Genomic DNA, 20,689 nt, shown 5'->3' with positions numbered 1-20,689 from the left:
AATATAAAGAGTGGAAAATGTCTGACATCTTCCACTCTCATATTATAGTTCACTTTCTAGTTACATTCCACATACTTTTGTGAATTATTTCTCAACTTCTGTTTCTTTAACTAATCTACTTATCTGTATCTTCAACTTCCTTTTCAACAATGTTTCTCTTATCCTTAGCAACCTTTCCTGATATTGCTGTGATGATGATAAGGATCCAATACCACCAAACTCTTCCACCTAAACCGCTCTTTGTGATAGAAAGTGGTGTCTCCTCATCCTGGATTGTTGTGTACTCATCCTCAAACTCTGATGCCAAATCATCTGTTGAGTCTAATCTTACAGCAAGTGGTACCTGCTGTTCTTCGATTGTTGTCTCAGCTCCGCCAATCTCATTGAATGATGAAACTGTGCTTGTAGATGAAGCATCTGTTGAAACTTCATTATATGAAGAATTTGCTGTTTCTGTTGTTGTAGTAGCAGTACCGTTTGTCTCGCTTGCTGAAGCAGGAGTGCTTGTTCCACCATTTCCAGTGTTGTCATTTGCTGTGCTTGCAGCTGCAGATGCACTAGCTGACTCTGATGCACTTATGCTTGCTGATGTGCTTGCACTTGTTGATGCACTCTCGCTTGCTGAGATGCTTGCGCTTGTTGATGCGCTCTCGCTTGCCGATGTACTTGCACTTGTCGATGCACTTGTGCTTGCTGATGCACTGTTGCTCAAGCTTGCTCTCTCTGAAGCACTAAGGCTCATGCTCTCTGACAAGCTAAGGCTAACTGAAAGTGACATGCTTGCACTCTCTGAAAGTGAAATACTCTCTGATGTTGAAGCACTTGTTGAAAGGCTCTCTGATGTAGATGCACTCTCACTAAGCGAAGCACTTGTTGAAAGGCTTTCTGATGTTGATGCACTCTCACTAAGCGAAGCACTTGTTGAAAGGCTTTCTGATGTTGAGGCACTCTCACTAAGCGAAGTACTTATGCTTGCTGACTCAGACAAGCTTGCTCTTGTTGACGCAGACTCGCTCAAACTTACTGATGTGCTATCACTGAGTGAAGTACTTGTTGACTCACTCAAGCTTGCTGATGTAGATGCACTGTCTGAAGCGCTTGTACTAGCTGATGTGCTGGCACTTGTCGATGCACTTGTACTAGCTGATGTACTTGCGCTTATTGAGGCACTTTCACTTGCTGAAATACTTGCGCTTGTTGAAGCACTTTCACTTGCTGAAATACTTGTGCTTGTTGAAGCACTTTCACTTGCTGACAAGCTCTCACTTACAGAAGCACTTATAGATTCCGAAGCACTTGTGCTTGCTGATAGGCTTTCGCTCACTGATTCAGAAATACTCAAGCTTGCTGATACACTCTCACTAATTGAGATGCTTGTACTTGTGCTTGCTGACTCACTCTGGCTAAGTGATGCACTTGTTGACTCGCTCAAGCTTACTGATGTGCTATCACTAAGTGATGTGCTTGTTGACTCACTTACTGATGCTGAATCACTTAAGCTTGCTGATGTGCTTGCACTTGCTGATTCACTATTACTTATTGAAGTACTCTCACTAGCTGATGTACTTGCACTTATTGATGCACTTGTACTTGCTGATATACTCTGGCTAAGTGATGTACTTGTTGATTCACTCAAGCTTACTGATATGCTATCGCTAAGTGATGTACTTGTACTCTCTGATACTGAGTTACTTAAGCTTGTTGATGTACTTACACTTGCTGATGCACTCTCGCTAGCTGATGTACTTGCGCTTGTTGATGCGCTTGTGCTTGCTGATGTAGATGCACTATCTGAAGCGCTTGTACTTGCTGATGTGCTTGCACTTGTTGAAGCACTCTCGCTAGCTGATGTACTTGCACTTGTTGATGCACTCTCACTAGCTGATGTGCTGGCACTTTCTGATGCGCTTGTACTTGCTGATGTACTTGCACTTGTCGATGCACTCTCACTAGCTGATGTACTTGCGCTTGTTGAAGCACTTGTACTTGCTGATGTACTTGCACTTGTTGACTCACTCAGGCTTGTTGATGTAGATGCACTGTCTGAAGCGCTTGTACTAGCTGATGTGCTGGCACTTGTCGATGCACTCTCACTTGCTGATGCACTATTGCTAAGTGATGTGCTTGTTGATGTAGATGCACTGTCTGAAGCACTTGTACTTGCTGATGTACTTGCACTTGTCGATGCACTCTCACTTGCTGATGTACTTGCGCTTGTTGAAGCACTTGTACTTGCTGATATAGATGCACTTGTTGACTCACTCAGGCTTGCTGATGTAGATGCACTGTCTGAAGCGCTTGTACTAGCTGATGTGCTGGCACTTGTTGAAGCACTATTGCTAAGTGATGTGCTTGCTGACTCACTCTGGCTTACTGATGTGCTATCACTAAGTGATGTACTTGTTGACTCGCTCAGGCTTGCTGATGTAGATGCACTATCTGAAGCGCTTGTACTAGCTGATGTGCTGGCACTTGTCGATGCACTCTCACTTGCTGATGTACTCTGGCTAAGTGATGTACTTGTTGATTCACTCAAGCTTACTGATGTGCTATCACTGAGTGATGTGCTTGTTGACTCACTTGCACTTGTTGACGTACTTATACTTGCTGACTCGCTATTGCTAAGTGATGTACTTGTTGACTCACTCAAGCTTACTGATGTGCTATCGCTAAGTGATGTGCTTGTACTCTCTGATACTGAGTCACTTAAGCTTACTGATGTACTATCACTAAGTGATGCGCTTGTCGACTCACTCAAACTTACTGATGTGCTGTCACTAAGTGATGTACTTATTGACTCACTCAAGCTTGTTGATGTGCTATCACTAAGTGATGCGCTTGTTGACTCACTCAAGCTTACTGATGTGCTATCACTAAGCGATGTACTGGTTGACTCGCTCAAGCTTGTTGATGTGCTATCGCTAAGTGATGTACTTGTACTCTCTGATACTGAATCACTTAAGCTTGCTGATGTGCTTGCACTTGCTGATTCACTATTACTTATTGAAGTACTCTCACTAGCTGATGTACTTGCACTTGTTGAAGCACTATTGCTAAGTGATGTGCTTGCTGACTCACTCTGGCTTACTGATGTGCTATCACTAAGTGATGTACTTGTTGACTCACTCAAACTTGTTGATGTGCTATCGCTAAGTGATGTACTTGCTGACTCACTTACTGATGCTGAATCACTTAAGCTTGTTGATGCACTCTCACTAGCTGATGTACTTGCACTTGTTGATGCGCTTGTACTTGCTGATGTGCTCTGGCTAAGTGATGTGCTTGTACTCTCTGATACTGAGTCACTTAAGCTTACTGATGTACTATCACTAAGTGATGTACTTGTCGACTCACTCAAACTTGTTGATGTGCTATCACTGAGTGATGTGCTTGTTGACTCACTCAAACTTGTTGATGTGCTGTCACTGAGTGATGTACTTGTTGACTCACTCAAGCTTGCTGATGTGCTGTCACTAAGTGATGTGCTTGTTGACTCACTTACTGATGCTGAATCACTTAAGCTTGTTGATGTACTTGCACTTGTTGAGGCACTTACACTTGCTGATGTGCTTGTGCTTATTGAAGCGCTCTCACTTGCTGATGCAGATACACTAGCACTTACAGACATGCTCTGGCTTACATACTCTGATAAGCTTGCGCTAAGTGATGTGCTAATGCTCTCACTTATAGAAGCGCTTTCGCTTGCTGATGCACTAAGTGACTCTGATCTAGATAATGATGCACTATCAGATGCTGCTGCACTCTCTGATAATGACTGGCTGCGTGACTGTGACGCGCTATCTGATGTTGATGCGCTTTCTGATAATGACTCGCTTCTGATTCCAGACTCACTCTGTGAAGCCTCAGCACTTGCACTTACAGATGCTTCCCAAGATGAAGACTCTGATGCAAGCTGGCTTGCTGATTCTGAAAGTGATGTTACCTGGCTTCTCTCCTCAGCATAGTCATCTTTTCCTGTATTGAAATCATCTTCTGAATAATATACGTAACCCTTCTTTCCAAAGTTACCATCTTTAACTTCACCATACTTGTTGGTGTATGTGTCGCTACCATCATTTTTCTTAGCAACAAACTTTGGAGAGAATGTGTTTGATGTTGATGCTGTGCTTGCTGCAGAGTAAAGTGTGATTACCTGCTTATTGTATGTTGATCCACTAGCATCAGTATATGCAGTAAGTGTGTATGTACCATCACTGTTCTTCACAATGTTTGATGACTCATAATAATATGTAGTATCACCAATTTTAATTGCAGTATAAGAATCCTGTAACCATACCCACTTGTTATATCTATATACCTTATTCTGTGTAACAAGATTTACCGTATTTCCGTTTTCATCTACAAGAGTTGACACACTAGTAACACCTGATGAATCTACAGAAATAGCACCAACAGTTGAATCACTAGTATTTCTTGTTAATCCAACGAATGTATTGTTCCAATCATTGTCTAATGATGAATACTGTCCCAAATCATAATAAGTAGTTCCATCTGCAGACTTATATGTGCCCCAGCATGAATCTCTTACAATTGTAGTTTCAGAATTAATAGCAAAAGTTCCTGTGATTGAGAATGTACCATCCTCGTTAAGAACAACCTCAGCATCTGTTTCTACACCATTGATGTAGTAAACACACTCTGTAGTCTCAGTGCCATCCTCTGATGTAAAAGTCTGATAATCCCATGTAAGTACGTTACCATTGCCGTCAGAATACTGAACTGTCTTCTGAACAACCATGATTCCACCAACAACATATGGATTATCATGCTGATTTGAATTCTCAGTTCCGCTAAATGATGCACCATCTCCTGCTGCAAGTGCATTACCACTGTCATCAACTGTTACGTAATCAAAGTATGCATACTTTGTCTCGCCTGCTGCGTCGATATATGTAACCTTTACACTGTTTGTTGTGTAACTGCTAGAATCCCACTCGCTATATACGATTTCACCTACATAACCTTCCTGATAGAATGCATACTGAATAAGAAGGTTTGCAAGCTTATCGCCATATCCATAATAGTTGTTTGAAGACTCCGAATGGTTGAGCCACTGGCCATTTGCCTTAGCAACTTCCTGCGCTGCCTTAAGATCTTCCTGTGCCTGCTCTATTTCCTTTATAAGATTCTCAAGATAATCATCCTCTAATCCTGCCTCTGAGAAAGATGTAGATGCTGATTCATATGCAGCCTCTGCCTCAGACATAGCTGTAGAAAGGCTAGCTGACTCTGAAGCTAACTCCTGTGAATTAGATGTTGATGTACTTTCAATTTCATCGTTTTCTGATTTTAATGAATCTGCTGATGATGCCGATGTGGATTCGATTTCAGAAGTCTCTGTTGAAAGAGATTCTTTAGATGATTCAGATGTTGATTCTATCTGAGAATCCTCTGTTGATAATGAAGTGCTAGCTGATTCAGATACAACTGCAACTTCAGAAGCAACATTAGATGCATTTTCATCAACTGGTGCAGTCTCATCAAGATTAGCTGCAGCCTGTGTGTCTGTATTTGTAACGGCAGATGCTTCAAGATCAACTTCTTCGATCTGAGTTGTAGATTCAGCAACGGCCTCTACTTCTACTGTTTCCTGTTGTACTGACTGAACTGTAGTCTCAACAACCTGCTCTGCCTGAACCTGTGTTGTCTCAAGGACGATAACGCCTTCGGCATTAGCAGCAGCCTGTTCTTCTCCAAGCTCAGCAGCATAAGCTAAATTAGCATCACCAAGCACTGAAGCTCCGCCAACTGTAGCACCTGTGATTGCCACTCCCTTTAACAAATTCTCGACCTTCTTCTTTGACATCCTTGTACTCCTTCTATTTAATATACCATTACAAATTATTGTCCAATTATCATTTAATGTTATTCTATCACGCAATATATTTTTTTAAATAGAATTTAGTAACTATTTTTGCCAAAAAAGTTACATTTCTGCCAAATAACAAAAATCGAGATAATTTATAACGATATATTCTCTCTTAATACTCCGTGTACCGTAAACCTCATACCCGATGTTGAGCATGTCGACAGGGTCACCACCCTATCTGCTGAGGTAACTTCCTCTGTATCCACTACTTCGTATGAATGACGAAGCAGCTCTGAAATGTAATCATCGAACTCTTCACAATCTGAATATGGCACCGCATAAACCCAAGATGCAGCCTCCGTATCAAAGTATGAAAAAATCTCATATCGCATTTTCGAATCAGGTGTGATTATCTGGAAATATCGATGCTCATCCAAATATCCTTCCTCTGATTTATAATATTTTAACGTACCAAACATTGAGAGGTTTCTCATGTTGTGGCCGTAGATAATGCTGTGACTATCTGTAAAATCCGGATAATTGTATCCCTCCAGGAAAATGGAACCAGCCTTTGCACTTTCGCCTTCCATTGTGGTGCGAAGATATGTCTCATCATCACCAGAATACAAAATAGGATAACTGATATCAGTACCCTCCACGTAAATCCATGCAACCACATCTGGGTTAATCTGCTGCAGTGATTCAAAATCAACATCTATCATGCTGTCCCATGAATCGTCGCTGACCTGCTCATTTATATTTATATAGGAAGAATTAAGTTCGCTATATAAACTGTTTGAGCTTTGATAATCCATAAATATATATAGGAAACCGCTCATTGAACCAACAATGATTACTAAGCCAAGCGCTAGGAAAACCTTAGGGTTAACCTTTGTATTTTGCTTTTTGTTCTCAGCCTTTTCCTTATCCTGACTTTTATCACCTGCATTTGAAAGCAACAATCCAATGATTAATAACATCACCGCTATAACTTTTCCTGTTATTTCAGAAAGCCATGATGCGATGTAGCCTAAAAATGGCACATGTGCCACTACCCTTCCAATAACATTCACATATGCTACTGGAACAAAATCTTCGGTGTCGTTTGCATCACCCTTTGTAGTGATTAGCTTCGACTGTGAATCAATAGATGTGATTCGGTGAGTCACCACGCTAGCACCAGATTCGAATGCAATTACATCGCCCTCTGCTAGCTCATCAAACTCAGCATTCTTCACATAGACAATGGAGCCTACTGATATAGAAGGCTCCATCGATCCTGATATTACATTATATGTTTGTATACCTAGCAACTTTGGTACCGCTACTGGTAAGCATGCTAGAATTATTAATCCAATTAAAAGATTTCCTGTTACTTTTAATACTCTAGTATTCATTGTGCTAGTTTAATTTTTCCCTCTCGTTTTTTTCTTTGATTGTTGCGGCAATGGTAGTCACAACAACCAACGAGCCAAAGACTATCATAACTACCACATCACGTTTGTATCGCTCAAAGGTAGCCATGTTTTCTAATCCAAGTGGAACTTCCTCTTCTTCGATTTCCACTTGCTGCTTTGATTCGTCTACTACTTGCTCCTGCGTTTGTTCTTTGTTGTCAGTATCTTCGCTAGCATAAACCGGCAGGGCTATGAATAAACTCATGCATAATATTAAAATGCTCTTTTTAATCTTTCCCCTCATATTCTCTTTTGCTCCCCTGAAGAAACTGATAATACCTCTAAAAACTTTACGCATGTTTCCTCATAAACAGTGTAACATATTTTCACCCCGTACTGAAATAATTGGCAAATAAATAATAAAAATGGCAAGTATTAATAAAAAAAGAGGAAGCAAATCGCTTCCTCTTAAAAATCTTATTTATTCTTTATCATCGTGTTTTTCAACCTTTACAAGCTCCTGCTTTCTCTTCTTGTTTGCAATGTAAAGTGTAACAAGAATTGAAGCAACTGCGATGATTGCGATGATGATTCCAATAATCATATTGCGAATCAATGTATCGCGGGTTCCACCGGCCTTAGCAACTTCTTCATCGTCGATGTCTAAGATACCACCTGGTGTATTGTCATCTTCAATTGTTTCGCCGCCATCATTTCCTGCTGCGCCTGCATCTGCATCGCCAGCTCCGGCTCCATCACTTGCATCGGCACGGTTGTTTACTGTACCACCGTTGCCACCGCCATTGTTCTGAGTTGTAACTGTTGTGTTTCCACCACCAGTTGTTGTTCCTGTAGAACCGCCATCGATGTATTCGTATTCATACTCGTACTCTGGATTACCTTCCACTGTTGATGAAGATGTTTCAGTCTTTTCTATTACCTCTGTCTCTTCACCAATAACACGCTTGTGATATGTAAATGTGAAGACTGTATCCTTCTTAAGACCATTAGATGCTGTTCTAAAGTAATAATCAGGAACATATCCTTTGATATGACGAGCTGGCACATAAACTACTTCGCCCTCAGCTGCGTAAAGAGTTTCATCAGCCAAAAGCTCATTATCATCTTCATCCACATATCTAACTGTGTAAGGAATGATTGTACCAACGCCGTATGCTACAACATAAGACTCATCACCTACCACATGAAGTGTTACGCTCTTATTTGTATCTTTTACTAAATCATCACTACCAGCAACTCTAAGTCCCTTTACATAATACTTAGAAGTCTCTGTCTCAGTATTGTCAGCTGTTACTTTGATAAGCTCACCGAAGTTGAATGTAACATCATCACCATAATTTAGCTTACTGATAACAAGGTTCTTACCTGATTGTGATACTGTGCAAGTCTTCCCAAGTTCTGCAACTGCTGTATCATCAAAATACGCATTTACGTTACCAAGGGAAATCTTGATTCTGTAGGTATATGTAGAAACTGCAGTAGTTTCTTGTGTAGTACTTTCTTCTGTAGTAGTGGCTTCTGTAGTAGTTTCTTCTGTAGTAGTCTCTTCTGTAGTAGTCTCTGTTGCATTTACTACTGTAGAATCAAAAGCAAACACTGATAATAAGAAGGCAAGTGTAAAGATTACGCTAAAAGCTTTCTTTAAGATTTTCATCTTAGGCCACCTCCTTATTATTTCTAGTCATTCTGAAGTACATGAAAATAAGGAATAATCCCAATAATAATGTGATACCGCAGAAAACAAGTGGTAAGATGCTATCACCTGTCAAAGGATTCTCTCCAAATAATGGTGTGTCCTCATCCTCGATGACAACAATCTGTGTTCCGTTAGGAAGTGTTCTTTCTACCTTCTTTGAAACCTTCTGCTTACTGTGGTTTACAATCTGATTGAAAACAGTATTTGTTTTTGTAACAGTCTTTGTAATAACAATACCTTCGTTATCATTTGACTCTGGCTCTGCAGCAAACATGATACTTAACTGACCTACTGCAGCCATGTAGCTGTTAGACTGTGTATTACCATCAAGAACAATTATTACTTTAACTGTTCCGCTTTCGCCTACTGCTAATGTACCAAGGTCAAAGTAAGCATCTTCATTTCCGTTTACCTGCATAAGACCCTGCACATCTTCATTATCACCACCAACTGTCTCGCTATCAAAAAGTGGTGTAGTGGATTTGTCTGAAAGGATTTTGTAGGTATAAGCACCACCTGTTGCTGACTTGTTATCCTCAAGTGTTTTTACAACATTTGCATCCATATAGAAGTTTGCTGCCTCTGTAGATGCATTTTTATATGTCACTTCATATGTGATTGTATCTCCTGGCATCGCACCAGTAACCTTAGCTGTTTCTGCATCATATGTGGTGCCGAAAGTATCTGTCCCATCATATGTAACAGTCCATGTAACTGGGTCTAATGTATCTGCAAGAGCTTCAGTTTTTAATCCTATGAATCCTGCTGCCACCAAAGTGAGAGCAAGGACAATATTCATATATTTCTTTTTCATCATTACTCTCCCTTAGTTAGAACTATTGATTGAAGTAATATTTCCATCTGAATCGATTGTTGCCTCAACACCCCATGCGCCAAGAATTGCTTCTGCACCACTGTGTGTCTGAACTGCATCAACACGAATCTCTATCTCGAATGTTTTGCCATCATAGCCGTAAACATTCTCTACAACTGTGCCATTTTCATTGACCTTTGTAGTTGTAACACCATCAAGGATTTCTCTTTCAAATGAAATGGCATCCAAAAACTGAACCTGTTCATCAACCGCAACTGGCTTCTTACAATAATAAACAGTACCTTCTGCTGTACTCTCATTTTCATCAATGAACCAGTCTTCTGTTGTCTTCAGAGTGATTACTGAAGGATCTAATCTGGTGTCTTTTGAACCATCATTCTTAATCCAGCTCTTTCTAACAAGCACTCTTACGTACTCGCTATAGGCTTTGTCTGTTGATGTATTCTGTACGAAAACATCTTCATCGTAAGGATGATTAACCTGAAGAGGATTCTCATCGGTAATCTGGCGAGTTAGATTTGTAAATGAAAGCTTACCAACGGTGCTACTCTGATTCGAATCAGAATTGCTCACGGCTACACTAACTTGAGCACCATTTTGATTTTCCACCAAATCTACAAGCAATTTTTTTGTTTCAAATGAAACCTCTTCTGCCGAATCAGAATAACTCAATGCTGCTCTTGTGGCACCAACTGAGCTTCCTGCTACAAGAACTAATCCAACTACAAGCATTGTCAAAGGGTTCTTAAATAACTTTTTCATTAATTATTCCCCCCTTCACTTGTGCTTTCTGTTGATTTTGTAGTAGTGTCATCCTGGAACTTAGCTTCGAACTTATCCTGTTTCATTATTGCTTCATCCCACGCTGCTACCAACTTGCCTGTCTTATTGCCATCAGCATCTTTCTCATCCACTGCTTTTGCAGCTTCCTGAACGATAACTACATTGAATTCTTCGTTCTCTAAGCCTTCTGGAGGTGTAATTGTAAGCTTAAGTACTGATGATGTTGCATCTTTTGCTAACAAATCACTGTAGTAGTAATAACCATCATTTTCGTTGTAGCTCCAGCCTTCACCACTTGTGAGGTTAGCGCTGTACTGTGAACCACAAATTGCCTTTACCCTAACAAACACATCGTAATCACCAGTATTTTGTACTGTTATTTCTTTTGTCCATTCCTTAGCATTCTCATTTGGTGTGATTTCCAAATCTCCCAAGTGAACTGTAACAGTTCCTGCTGCCTGATGGGAATTTGTAAAGTATGCCATCGCTGGCTTTATGCTTGTTGCACCGATTACTACAAGAGCAGCGGCAACAAGTAAATATTTTTTGTATTTCATTTGCCTCTCCTCCTTAGTTTTCAGTTTCTACATTTTCTGTAGTTGTGCTATTTGGATTAATATTAGAATCCACATAACCATTCTTATTGAAGTGGTTCTCTATACTGATTGCTCCCACATCTGTCTGATTATCGTAATCATTGGTGAATTTTGTTTTTGCAGTAACATCCTTTTGGATTTTAACTGAGTGTTTCTCATTTATTGGTGTGACATCTTTATAGCTAGCACCTGAATATACCTCAGTAACAACCACTGTAGAGTTTGCAGGAATATTAGGAACCTCAACTGTCTGTTTGCCAGGCTCACTAAAATTCATTGTGAACACATTGCTGTAAACTATTTTCTTGTTATCCCCTTCACCATATGATGCTTCAACTTCGAATACAAATGGTGTAGTTCCAAGTGATTTATTATAAGTCTTTAACTCTTTTGTAATTTCAAGGCTTCCATAAATCTCTTCCACACTGTATTTCAATGCAATTTCTGGATTGTAAATCCATTCATCACTAGGTGTTATATTTTCGATATTTCCGTCTTCGTCAACCTTTGTCCCCTGTGAAATGGTTGTGCTGTAAGGAACCATCACAATATACTTTTCAAATGTATATTCGTACTGATTGTTTTGGAAATCCTTTACTACGTATAGGTAAATACCTCGGTTAACATCAACCGACTCTGGCTTTTTCGCGCTAGGATTGATTGTGACTGTTTTATCTGGTTTTGTATCCTTAACCTTCTCATATGCATTAGCAGCAATTTTCTTGACTTGGGCTGCATCAACATTTGAATTGCTTAATGCTGAAAGATCAACACCAGATACTGGAGTTCCTATATCTCCGTTTACTTTCACCTCAGCCAACTTATAGAAATCAACCTCCACATTACCAGTATATGAAGTGATTGCATTAGCATCAGTTGCGCCAGTCGCATTGTTCGGATTTTCAAACCTCACAGTAATTGAACACTGCTTAGTCTCATCAATCTTAACAGCTGCCTGTGCTCGGTAAGCACCAAATCCTGCCACAGCTACTACTGCTGCCATCGCAAAGGCTATTAAATTCTTTTTCTTAAAAATTAAACTTTTCACTGAGTTCTCCCTTCAGCTTATGCGGTTTTCTTTTTAAATATCCTTCTTATTATTAATATGATAATCACTGCCGCAATAAATCCGGCAATGCCCATAATCAAGTAGTAATTCTTCACTGTCTCAGCAACAGCTGCTGCACCGGTAGGGACTTCATCCTCTCCCAGGTACTCAACTCTGGTGCCTCGCACCAAAAGTCTGTGAGTGTTTACACCGTATGGTGTACAGGTGAAAAGTGTGACGTAATCTTTGCCCTCTTCCACCTTCATTGCGTTTTGAAGTGAGGTAATATCCTCTGCTTCAATCATTGGATAAATCATATCCACCTGATAAGCAAGTGTCTCATCTAAAACGTGGATGTAAAACTTATCTCCAACCTCAAGCTGATCAATGTTTGTAAAAAGCTCTGCGCTTGGCAAACCTCTGTGACCAACTATTACTGAATGTGTGCCTTCACCTCCAATTGGAAGTGCTGTTCCATTCATGTGTCCTAAAGCTGTCTGGATGTACTCATCAAATGTACCATGCATGATTGATAGCTTTAGATTTATCTTTGGAATGGACAAATAGCCCATAACTCCATCGCCATTAACATTGAGCACTGAATAGTACTCTGAGTTTAAAAACTCATCTGTAGGAGTTGTTGCATCACCATCCGCATTTGCCCCGAATACATCTGTGCCAATGGCATTTTCTGTAATCTGTTCGTTAAATGCTCTGGCTGCCTCCCACTCTTTTGTGTAATCTTCCTCGGTCATTTCCGACAAGGAATCTTCATAATCATTGATGAGTGTGCTTTGAACATATACATTCCACTCATTTGATACAGTAGGATATGCCAGCAAGCCAAAACCTACAAGGAATAATAGAATTAGTAAAATCTTAATAACTCTTTGTTTCAACTGCCTTGTCCTTCTTACTTCTCTTCTTGTCCATTATGTAAAGTACTAAGATGAACGCTCCTACGATAGCAAGTCCAACTATTACCCAAAGAAGGTAATTTGTATGTAAGCTGACTGCTCCGAAAAGTGGAGTGTCTGCATCTGCCAAAAGCTCTGGTGTGTATGGCACTCTGTGGCCTCTAACCATAAGACGCTGAGTGTTTACACCGTATGGTGTACATGTAATTAATGTACAAAGATCCTGACCATCCTCTACCTGAAGGAGTGATGTATCATCAGGCTCAACCACCTCTATCTGATCAACTTCATAAGCGTAATACTCGCCCATGATAATAATGAAGAAATCTTCTCCAATTTGAACTTTGTCCAAGTCTGTAAATAGTGTAGCACTTGGAAGACCACGATGTGCAGAAAGAACTGAATGTGTATTCTCTCCGCCTACTGGAAGTGATGAACCTTCCAAATGGCCAACACCAATCTGTAAAACCTCTTCCGATGTTGTGTGGAAAATAGGAAGCTTTACATTGATTGAAGGAATCTGAATGTATCCCATGATTCCATCACCGTTGGTGTTAAGTAAGCTCATGTAAGTTTCATCTGTACCATTTGCCTCTGCCTCTGCAAAGGAATCTGGCAAAATAGAAGGCAACAACTCTTCGTTGTACTCGTATGCTTTTTCAAGCTCAGCATCAACATCCAGTGAACCTTCTGAAATAGCTGTATCAACAGCCTCTGTGTAGTTGTTTACCAAAGTTGCCTGCACATGGTTGTTCCAAGTGTTTGCAACCAGTGGGTACACCAACAAGGACAAACCAACAATCATCAACGCTGCAGTCGCTATAGTTTTGTAATGTTTCAGTAAAAATGCTTTCATTGTGTCTAACTGTTGTCCTCTCCTTGATAGTGTACCCAGCGGCCTTTCAGCCGCCGGGCCACATCATATTTTCATTTCTTTAACTCAGCGAATACTAATTACTTTGTAGCCTTCTTCTTTGTTGCAAAGTAAAGAGCTGAAGCCATAGCCATGATAGCTACACCAAGTACTGTAAAGATTGTTGTACCCATACCACCAGTGAATGGAAGTGTTGCAAGCTTAGAATCCTTGATAGAATCTGTAAAGAGGTATACTCTTTCACCTTCTACATTAGACTTATTCTCAACCTTCTTGATTTCAACTGTTACAGGATTAGTATTTACTGCATATTCAGCTGGGGCCTTTGTCTCTGTGAATGAATAAACACCTGTATCAAGACCATCAACAACAAACTGTCCTTCATCACCATATGTAACGAATGTTGTAGCCTCTTTCTTGTCTGTTGTTAATGCTTTAAATGTATACTTTCCTTCCTTACCATCTGCAACGATATAGTTTACAGTATCGTCAACTGTAATTGTTCCAATGAACTCAGCATTTGCAAGTTTCTCAACCTGCTTATCATCTGTCTTTGTTAATGTAAATCTGCCTGTAAAACCTTCTGTAGTCTGTCTATCCTTATCAAACTTTGGATCATGACCTGGTGTTTCATAATCAGCAGTATTAGCATATCCCTTAGCACCAATTACGCTTGCAGAATATGTAATTGTAGCTGTCTTTCCTGAATACTCATCGCCAACTAATTTAATTAAGTCAAGAGTAAACTCATTTGTTGTTCCTTCTTTTAAAACGAATTTCCAATTACCAGCAACCTCTGTATCGCCAACTTTTACTGTTACTGTAGCATCAGCTAATGACGAAAGATTCTCTGTCTTATCATGAAGAACAAACTTTGTAACGTTGTAAGGAACTTCCTTTGTAATTGTGAACTCAACAGACTGCTGATTTGCACTTACAATTTTATCTTCTTCCTTAACTGTCTTTGTTAAATCATCCTTTGTACCTTTTGCTACTACTTCAGCATTTGCCTGAAGGTAAGCACCTGTCGCAGCATCAATTGCATATGTTACTGCTACCATTGATGTATATGTGTACTCAGTACCCGCAATTGTGATAAAGTATGCACCCTTATCAACGTTTACAAACTCAACAGAACCATCTGTTTCTGTAAGCGATTTTCCAACTTCATCAGTAGGTAAAGCTGCCTTTAATTTAAGAGCTACTTGTGCATCCATCTGAGGCATCTCATACTTACCATCTTTAAGAACGGCATCCTTTGGCTCAAAACCAGCCTCTTTTGCCCAATTAGCTGTGACTTTTACTTCACCAGCTGCTGTAACCTCTGCAATCTTATAAATAGTTACTGTAGCGCCCTTTTCAATGTTTGTCACAGTGATTGTTGACTTAGTAGCGTCAACTGTCTCGTCGGCAAAAGCTGTAATGCTCATTGCCATCATCATTACTGTTGCAAGTGCAAGAGCAACGATTTTTCTGATCTTTTTCATGTTTCTTTTCTCTCCTTTTCCTTTATTTGCTTTTATTATTCTTATTTTTATATAACAACAGCGCCCCCGCAATCATTAGTAGGATACCGCCGATTGTATAAACATAAACTCCGCTTCCGCCTGTTTCTGGAAGTGTGTAAGCAACCTTGTCGATAGCTGAGAATAATACTTTTTCCTGTTCTGTTCCAACGATTACTGTGTAATCCTTTAGTCTATAGCATGTATCATTCTTAACAATAGCCTTATCTGTTGCATCGAAATAGTAGCCCTTATCAACTGTTTCTCCAAGAACACTAAATGTCTTAGATACTGTTTCAGAAATACTATCACCATCAGATGAAATCTTCATGATATATGTGCCTACAGCACTTTCAACCTTATTGATTTCAATCTTGAAAACCTCATTGCTTAATGCAAACTGATTTGGTGCTGAAATTTCTTTAACATAGTATGTACCTATTCCAAGTCCGTCTACTAACAACGGCTTGTATTGGCTACCATCAGAAGAATCCATATCCATTATCTTCTTAGTACACTCTTTATCAGAGTATAAACCATATTTCGCACCAGCTAATTTTGTAAGTCCTACTCCTCCAACTTTATCGAAATATATGCCAGCATCTACAACATTAACGTAATACTTACCAGTACCTGTATACTCAGTAACCTCATTATTTGTTGTATCTGGTGCAATCATTGAACCTAACGTTCTATCAGTCTGCTTAATTGCTGTATATTTCACTGCTGTCTCATAATAGTAAAGATTATCACCTGTTGTTGCATTACCTTCAGGACCAACCTTCTCAGCATCTTCAATTGTAAGAGCACCAACTCCATCAGATGTTCCAGGATATGAATAAGTAATTACCTTATTTCCTGAAGTATCTGTAGTAACTGCCAAGCTACTATTTGTAAATACGTTTGTCGATGTGTGCTTTGTATTAAACTCATCAGTGTACTCACATTCAATTCCTGACAAGAAAGCTAATATTTCTTCATCAGATGAGAGCTTTGAAACATCAAATGCATCATTTAACAAGATTGTTGTTTCATTATCAGCCAATGAATATCCAAGCAACTTAACATTTACGGTTGGCATTGGGAAATTCTTTGTTGCATCTCCAACTATTACTCTAGAGGCAGGACCATTTGTTGGAATAACATTACCACCCATGAAATCATCTTTTGCTTTTACAAGGAACCTAGAATCAAATCCATTGCTATCGCTCAACTTATAACCAATATATATATCATTCCATGTAATAACCTGATTTCCATTCTGGTCAACACTTATTGTTCCATTAACATCCTGTCTTTCTCCAGAAGCATTTCTAATGGAAGCTGTTATTGTTGAACCATTAGCATAAGTCTTATATTGGTTTCCCTCCTTGTAAACAAGTTCAAATCTAGGATCGATAACATCGACTACAGTTCCTATAGCACCTTGATAGATATCTCCAATAACCTGTTGGAATGCCGTAGTCACTTTACTCATATCAGATACTGAATGTACCCTATCTTCAGAACCTGCAACGTAATTAGCAAAGTTTGTCATCTTTGTTGTAGGACTGCCATTATCATATTTGATAAAGTAAATATTTGCTGCACAGCCTGATGCAGTCTTTTTAGTGGTACTACCTGCGTCCCGATTGTAATCATATGAATAACTATCCCAACTCATACTAACATTTGTACCTGCTTTTAATGCATCTGCAACACCTTTTGCTGAAGAAGCCACAGTATCATCAAAATCTTTATAAGTAGTAGGAACACCGTCGGTAAATAATATTATATTGTTTTTATATGAGTCAGTTCTCGAATTTCCTGTAAATATCTCTTCAATAACCTTTTCAAGGCCAAGATCAATTCTTGTTGCACCATCAGCTTGCAATCCATCTATCTTACGGTTTATTGTTGAGATATTAGCTGATGTACATTCAGTTAAACCTAATACCTTATCAGCATCGTAATCAAAACTAACAATAGCAACTCTACAACCTGTCCCCTCTAAGCTTGAAACAAAATCTTTTGCAGCATCCTTCATTAATTGAAGACGAGTTGTTGTTGCTGTCGTTGTGATAGTAAAACTATCAGGTACATCAGTCGTATAATACGCGTACTGCCATCCATTTTTGTAATAACACCAGACCCTATACTGCTCATTGTAGTAATAGTAAGTATCTTCTACTTTAAAACTTATCCCCCAGAGTGATGAATCACTCTCTATATCAGCCTTAGAATATGTAGTAGTCGTAGTGATAGTTACTTCATCCCCCATGGAACCTGATGTATCCAAAACAAGAACAATATCTTGCTTTGTTCCAGAAGTAACTGTTGTTGCAGATGCACCTAGCGCAATCTCATACACTCTACTTTCCCAGTTGCTTACTGTGGCAGTTTTTTCAGTAAACACCGTAGTTGTAGGTGATGCTCCCTTGTGATTTTTTATAACATAACCAGCATCGGTTTTATCAACATCCGTTCCTTCTATTGTAAATACCGAACCGCCATTTCCATCTGCCTGGACTAATACATACCAATCTTCCGTTGGCAATTCATAGCCAGATTTAGCATCAACCTCTTTAAGGATATATGTTCCCTGTTTAATTCCAGGTGTTATTGTTCCATTGGAATCTTTAAGCTGAGTGAATGCCACTTTTCCATTAGCATCTGAAACAACTATTTCATTTCCATCATCATCTAATGCAGTGTAAACACCATCTGATGACTTAAGCGTAAACTTTGCACCTTCAACAGTAGCAGAAGTATCCGCATCTACCTTTGTAAAGTCTAATGGATTAACTGGTTCTGCTGTATCATCCTTTACAGGCAGATTAAACTTAATCATACAGTTACTTTGACCTGACCCACGTTCAAGATAATATACCTGTAATGTATGCTCACCGTTATTCAAAATGTCACTCTTTGTGAAAATATTTTTACTATTACTTTCACCAGAATACATATTATATGTTACATTTTGTTTATATGGATATACTCCACTTATGGTGCATTCTCCGGTTGAAAAATCTATCGTACCTGAAACTTTTCCGTGGATTCCTCCTAAATCAAGAACAAGCTTATTATCTATATATACCCAAACATCATCATCGCCTGAAAATTCAAATATACATGGATTGCTATTATTTGTTCCTGTTTTAGTCATATCAAACTTCTGAGTGAAATGCATACCAAAATGGTCATAAGCACTCACATCACTGCTTGAATCCGTATCCTTTTTAAATGGCCAAAATTGTCCTCCAGTTGTACTTTCAGCTTTTACTATTCCTGTTTTTGCATCAAAAGTGGTTGCCGTTGTTGAACTGTCAAATACATAGTAGCCATTTTCATAATTAAATGGAAATCCTACATTATAATATGCTTCGTTGTACCATTGCCTTGTATTAGGTACATAATACGTATAAGTGTGATAATCTGTATCATTTTGTTTGTTATCTACATTAAAATACTCAGGAGCGCCATAGTTACTAAACGTAATCATTCCATTAGAATCTAGAGTAGAATCAGCAATTCCTTGGTAAGCATATGAAGGACCTGAATGATCTTTGTTCCACGCATCACTTCCTTGACCAGTATTCATCTCTAAATAACGATAGGTTGTTCTACTAACCCATTTTTTATTTAAATATGAAGCATAATTAATCGCAGATGTCGAGTTGTTAAAAAATACCAAAGAATCATTATAACGGAACAAATCAACTTTGAATTGACTATCGTACTCTCCTGTAAGATATATATTTATATAGTTTATTTTCTTATGATCAGTGTTATAACAGTTATTATCGGTACAATAATTCTGAAGTTCATAATAATAATGACCATTAACAGTGTCATTTATTCGTGTAGCTGCACTTGAATCAGTTCCGTACCCTGCTGCGAAACCAGCAAGACTATAACCAGACTTTGGATATACGTAAAAGTACTGTTTTGCCGAATCTGTAGTATATGCATAGTCTCTTTTTTCAACTACACTACCATTTATATATACTCTAACAGATGCTATGTAGTATTTATCATTTTGGCCAACTTTATAACTACTTCCGTCTTGTACTACTGTAGGTAAATCATTTCTGCTATGCCATTCTGTATATGGCCATTTATTACTAGCCCCCTCGTTATAATATACAGAATAAACATTTGCATACTGACTAGCTAAGGCTCCATCAACGCCTTTAACAGCTATAATGTAAGTAGAAAAATGATCAGTAACCATCTCAACCGTACTACCATCATCAGTTGGTGTTACATTTTCCATCTTGTCTACATTTTCACTATCTTCATAGTGATATACCTCAGTAGTGTATTCCTCTACATCAAGACCATCTACAGAAAGATTATTAAATACAACATTAACCTCTCCTTTTGGTTCTACTTCATCTCCATCTTTATTAAATAACTTTATATCATAGGCTATAAAATCAATTACTGATGTTTCTGTATCAGTGGTCTTATCAAGAGCATCTGACATCTCATTGTACTGATCTTCATCAGTCTCAACTGTGATTTCTTCAACCTTAACATCCTTAGCACCATTTAAAACAGACTTCTTTGCTGTGATTGTAACAAGGCCATCCTCGTCCTGAAGAGTGATTTCTTCATCATCTTCCTCTTCTTCCTTCTCATATCCACAATGAACGCACTTGCCGTCCTCACCGAACTCGCAGTCCTCTGTTTCTTCGTGAGCCACACCATCTTTGTCATCCCACTTCTTTACATGAGTACCATCATTGTTAGATTCGTAATCGTATGTGATTTCCTCATCGTCATCCTCTGTATCCTTATCAGCGTTTGCATCTGCTTCTGCGTCAGCTTTCTTATCAGCATCTGCCTCTGCATCGTCAGCTGTTGTATCAGATGACTCTGGTGTCTCACCTTTATTAACTTGCTCGTCTGAATTGGAATCATTCTCAGATGTAGAAGCATCTGAGCTTACCTGGTCAGAATCTTTAGATTCTGAACCAGTCTCAGAATTTGTTTCCTCAGAGGCTGTTGTAGAATCGCTACCTGATGACTCCCCTTCATCAGAAGCACCTCCTTGGTCAATATTTTCAACGATGGTCTCCACAGACGCATCATTCATTTCTCCAGCGTACACTGATGCAGGTGAAGAAATAAATAGCGCAAGCGCAAGACCAAAAGATAATGTTCTGTTAAGTAATCTGTTCTTTTTCATTTAACAAATAC

12 protein-coding genes are annotated in these 20,689 nt (G+C 39.0%); all 12 read right to left on the bottom strand.

The genetic code is table 11. The annotated features are described in order from the left end of the window. Nucleotides 1-115: 115 nt before the first annotated feature. Entirely contained in the window at nt 116-5,827 is a 5,712-nt protein-coding gene (locus T375_RS13495) for a hypothetical protein (protein WP_049960218.1), read from the bottom strand. A 155-nt stretch (nt 5,828-5,982) separates the two neighbouring features. Further along, on the bottom strand, nt 5,983-7,227 hold the full coding sequence (gene srtB, locus T375_RS13010; RefSeq protein WP_049960217.1) for a class B sortase: 1,245 nt from the start codon (nt 7,225-7,227) through the stop codon (nt 5,983-5,985). Nucleotides 7,228-7,231: 4 nt separating this feature from the next. Beyond that, entirely contained in the window at nt 7,232-7,585 is a 354-nt protein-coding gene (locus tag T375_RS00425) for a hypothetical protein (RefSeq protein WP_044933738.1), read from the bottom strand. A 123-nt stretch (nt 7,586-7,708) separates the two neighbouring features. Then, nucleotides 7,709-8,902 carry a hypothetical protein gene (locus T375_RS13670; protein WP_049960216.1) on the bottom strand — a complete coding sequence of 398 codons (1,194 nt, stop codon included), beginning with the start codon at nt 8,900-8,902 and terminating at the stop codon, nt 7,709-7,711. A 1-nt stretch (nt 8,903) separates the two neighbouring features. Further along, entirely contained in the window at nt 8,904-9,758 is an 855-nt protein-coding gene (locus tag T375_RS00415) for a hypothetical protein (protein ID WP_044933736.1), read from the bottom strand. 12 nt (nt 9,759-9,770) lie between these two features. Further along, nucleotides 9,771-10,541 (bottom strand): hypothetical protein, encoded by a 771-nt coding sequence (locus T375_RS00410; RefSeq protein WP_044933734.1) that lies wholly within the window; start codon nt 10,539-10,541, stop codon nt 9,771-9,773. After that, on the bottom strand, nt 10,541-11,119 hold the full coding sequence (locus T375_RS00405) for a hypothetical protein (RefSeq protein WP_044933733.1): 579 nt from the start codon (nt 11,117-11,119) through the stop codon (nt 10,541-10,543). The genes T375_RS00410 and T375_RS00405 overlap by 1 nt, the downstream gene beginning before the upstream one ends. 13 nt (nt 11,120-11,132) lie before the next feature. Next, complete coding sequence (locus T375_RS00400; RefSeq protein ID WP_044933732.1) at nt 11,133-12,206, bottom strand: DUF5979 domain-containing protein; 1,074 nt, start codon at nt 12,204-12,206, stop codon at nt 11,133-11,135. A 17-nt stretch (nt 12,207-12,223) separates the two neighbouring features. Further along, nucleotides 12,224-13,105, bottom strand: coding sequence for a class C sortase (locus tag T375_RS00395; protein ID WP_044933730.1), 882 nt, complete (start codon nt 13,103-13,105; stop codon nt 12,224-12,226). Further along, a complete protein-coding gene (locus T375_RS00390; RefSeq protein ID WP_044933727.1) occupies nt 13,086-13,979 on the bottom strand; it encodes a class C sortase in 894 nt (297 codons plus the stop codon). Before T375_RS00390 ends, T375_RS00395 begins: the two co-directional genes overlap by 20 nt. Nucleotides 13,980-14,077: 98 nt before the next feature. Further along, nucleotides 14,078-15,484: a SpaA isopeptide-forming pilin-related protein gene (locus tag T375_RS00385; RefSeq protein ID WP_044933725.1), complete on the bottom strand. Its 1,407-nt coding sequence runs from the start codon at nt 15,482-15,484 to the stop codon at nt 14,078-14,080. Nucleotides 15,485-15,506: 22 nt separating this feature from the next. Further along, entirely contained in the window at nt 15,507-20,678 is a 5,172-nt protein-coding gene (locus T375_RS00380; RefSeq protein WP_044933723.1) for a SpaA isopeptide-forming pilin-related protein, read from the bottom strand. Between the last annotated feature and the right edge of the window lie 11 nt (nt 20,679-20,689).

The organism is Pseudobutyrivibrio sp. LB2011, assembly GCF_000701765.1.
GTDB classification, from domain to species: domain Bacteria; phylum Bacillota; class Clostridia; order Lachnospirales; family Lachnospiraceae; genus Pseudobutyrivibrio; species Pseudobutyrivibrio ruminis.
This window is presented reverse-complemented; position numbering and strand designations above follow the sequence as displayed.

Bases quoted from the DNA above. Each gene is read 5' to 3' on its own strand.
- T375_RS13495 (WP_049960218.1), bottom strand. From the start codon at position 5,827: ATGTCAAAGAAGAAGGTCGAGAATTTGTTAAAGGGAGTGGCAATCACA.
- srtB (WP_049960217.1), bottom strand. From the start codon at position 7,227: ATGAATACTAGAGTATTAAAAGTAACAGGAAATCTTTTAATTGGATTA.
- T375_RS00425 (WP_044933738.1), bottom strand. From the start codon at position 7,585: ATGCGTAAAGTTTTTAGAGGTATTATCAGTTTCTTCAGGGGAGCAAAA.
- T375_RS13670 (WP_049960216.1), bottom strand. From the start codon at position 8,902: ATGAAAATCTTAAAGAAAGCTTTTAGCGTAATCTTTACACTTGCCTTC.
- T375_RS00415 (WP_044933736.1), bottom strand. From the start codon at position 9,758: ATGAAAAAGAAATATATGAATATTGTCCTTGCTCTCACTTTGGTGGCA.
- T375_RS00410 (WP_044933734.1), bottom strand. From the start codon at position 10,541: ATGAAAAAGTTATTTAAGAACCCTTTGACAATGCTTGTAGTTGGATTA.
- T375_RS00405 (WP_044933733.1), bottom strand. From the start codon at position 11,119: ATGAAATACAAAAAATATTTACTTGTTGCCGCTGCTCTTGTAGTAATC.
- T375_RS00390 (WP_044933727.1), bottom strand. From the start codon at position 13,979: ATGAAAGCATTTTTACTGAAACATTACAAAACTATAGCGACTGCAGCG.
- T375_RS00385 (WP_044933725.1), bottom strand. From the start codon at position 15,484: ATGAAAAAGATCAGAAAAATCGTTGCTCTTGCACTTGCAACAGTAATG.
- T375_RS00380 (WP_044933723.1), bottom strand. From the start codon at position 20,678: ATGAAAAAGAACAGATTACTTAACAGAACATTATCTTTTGGTCTTGCG.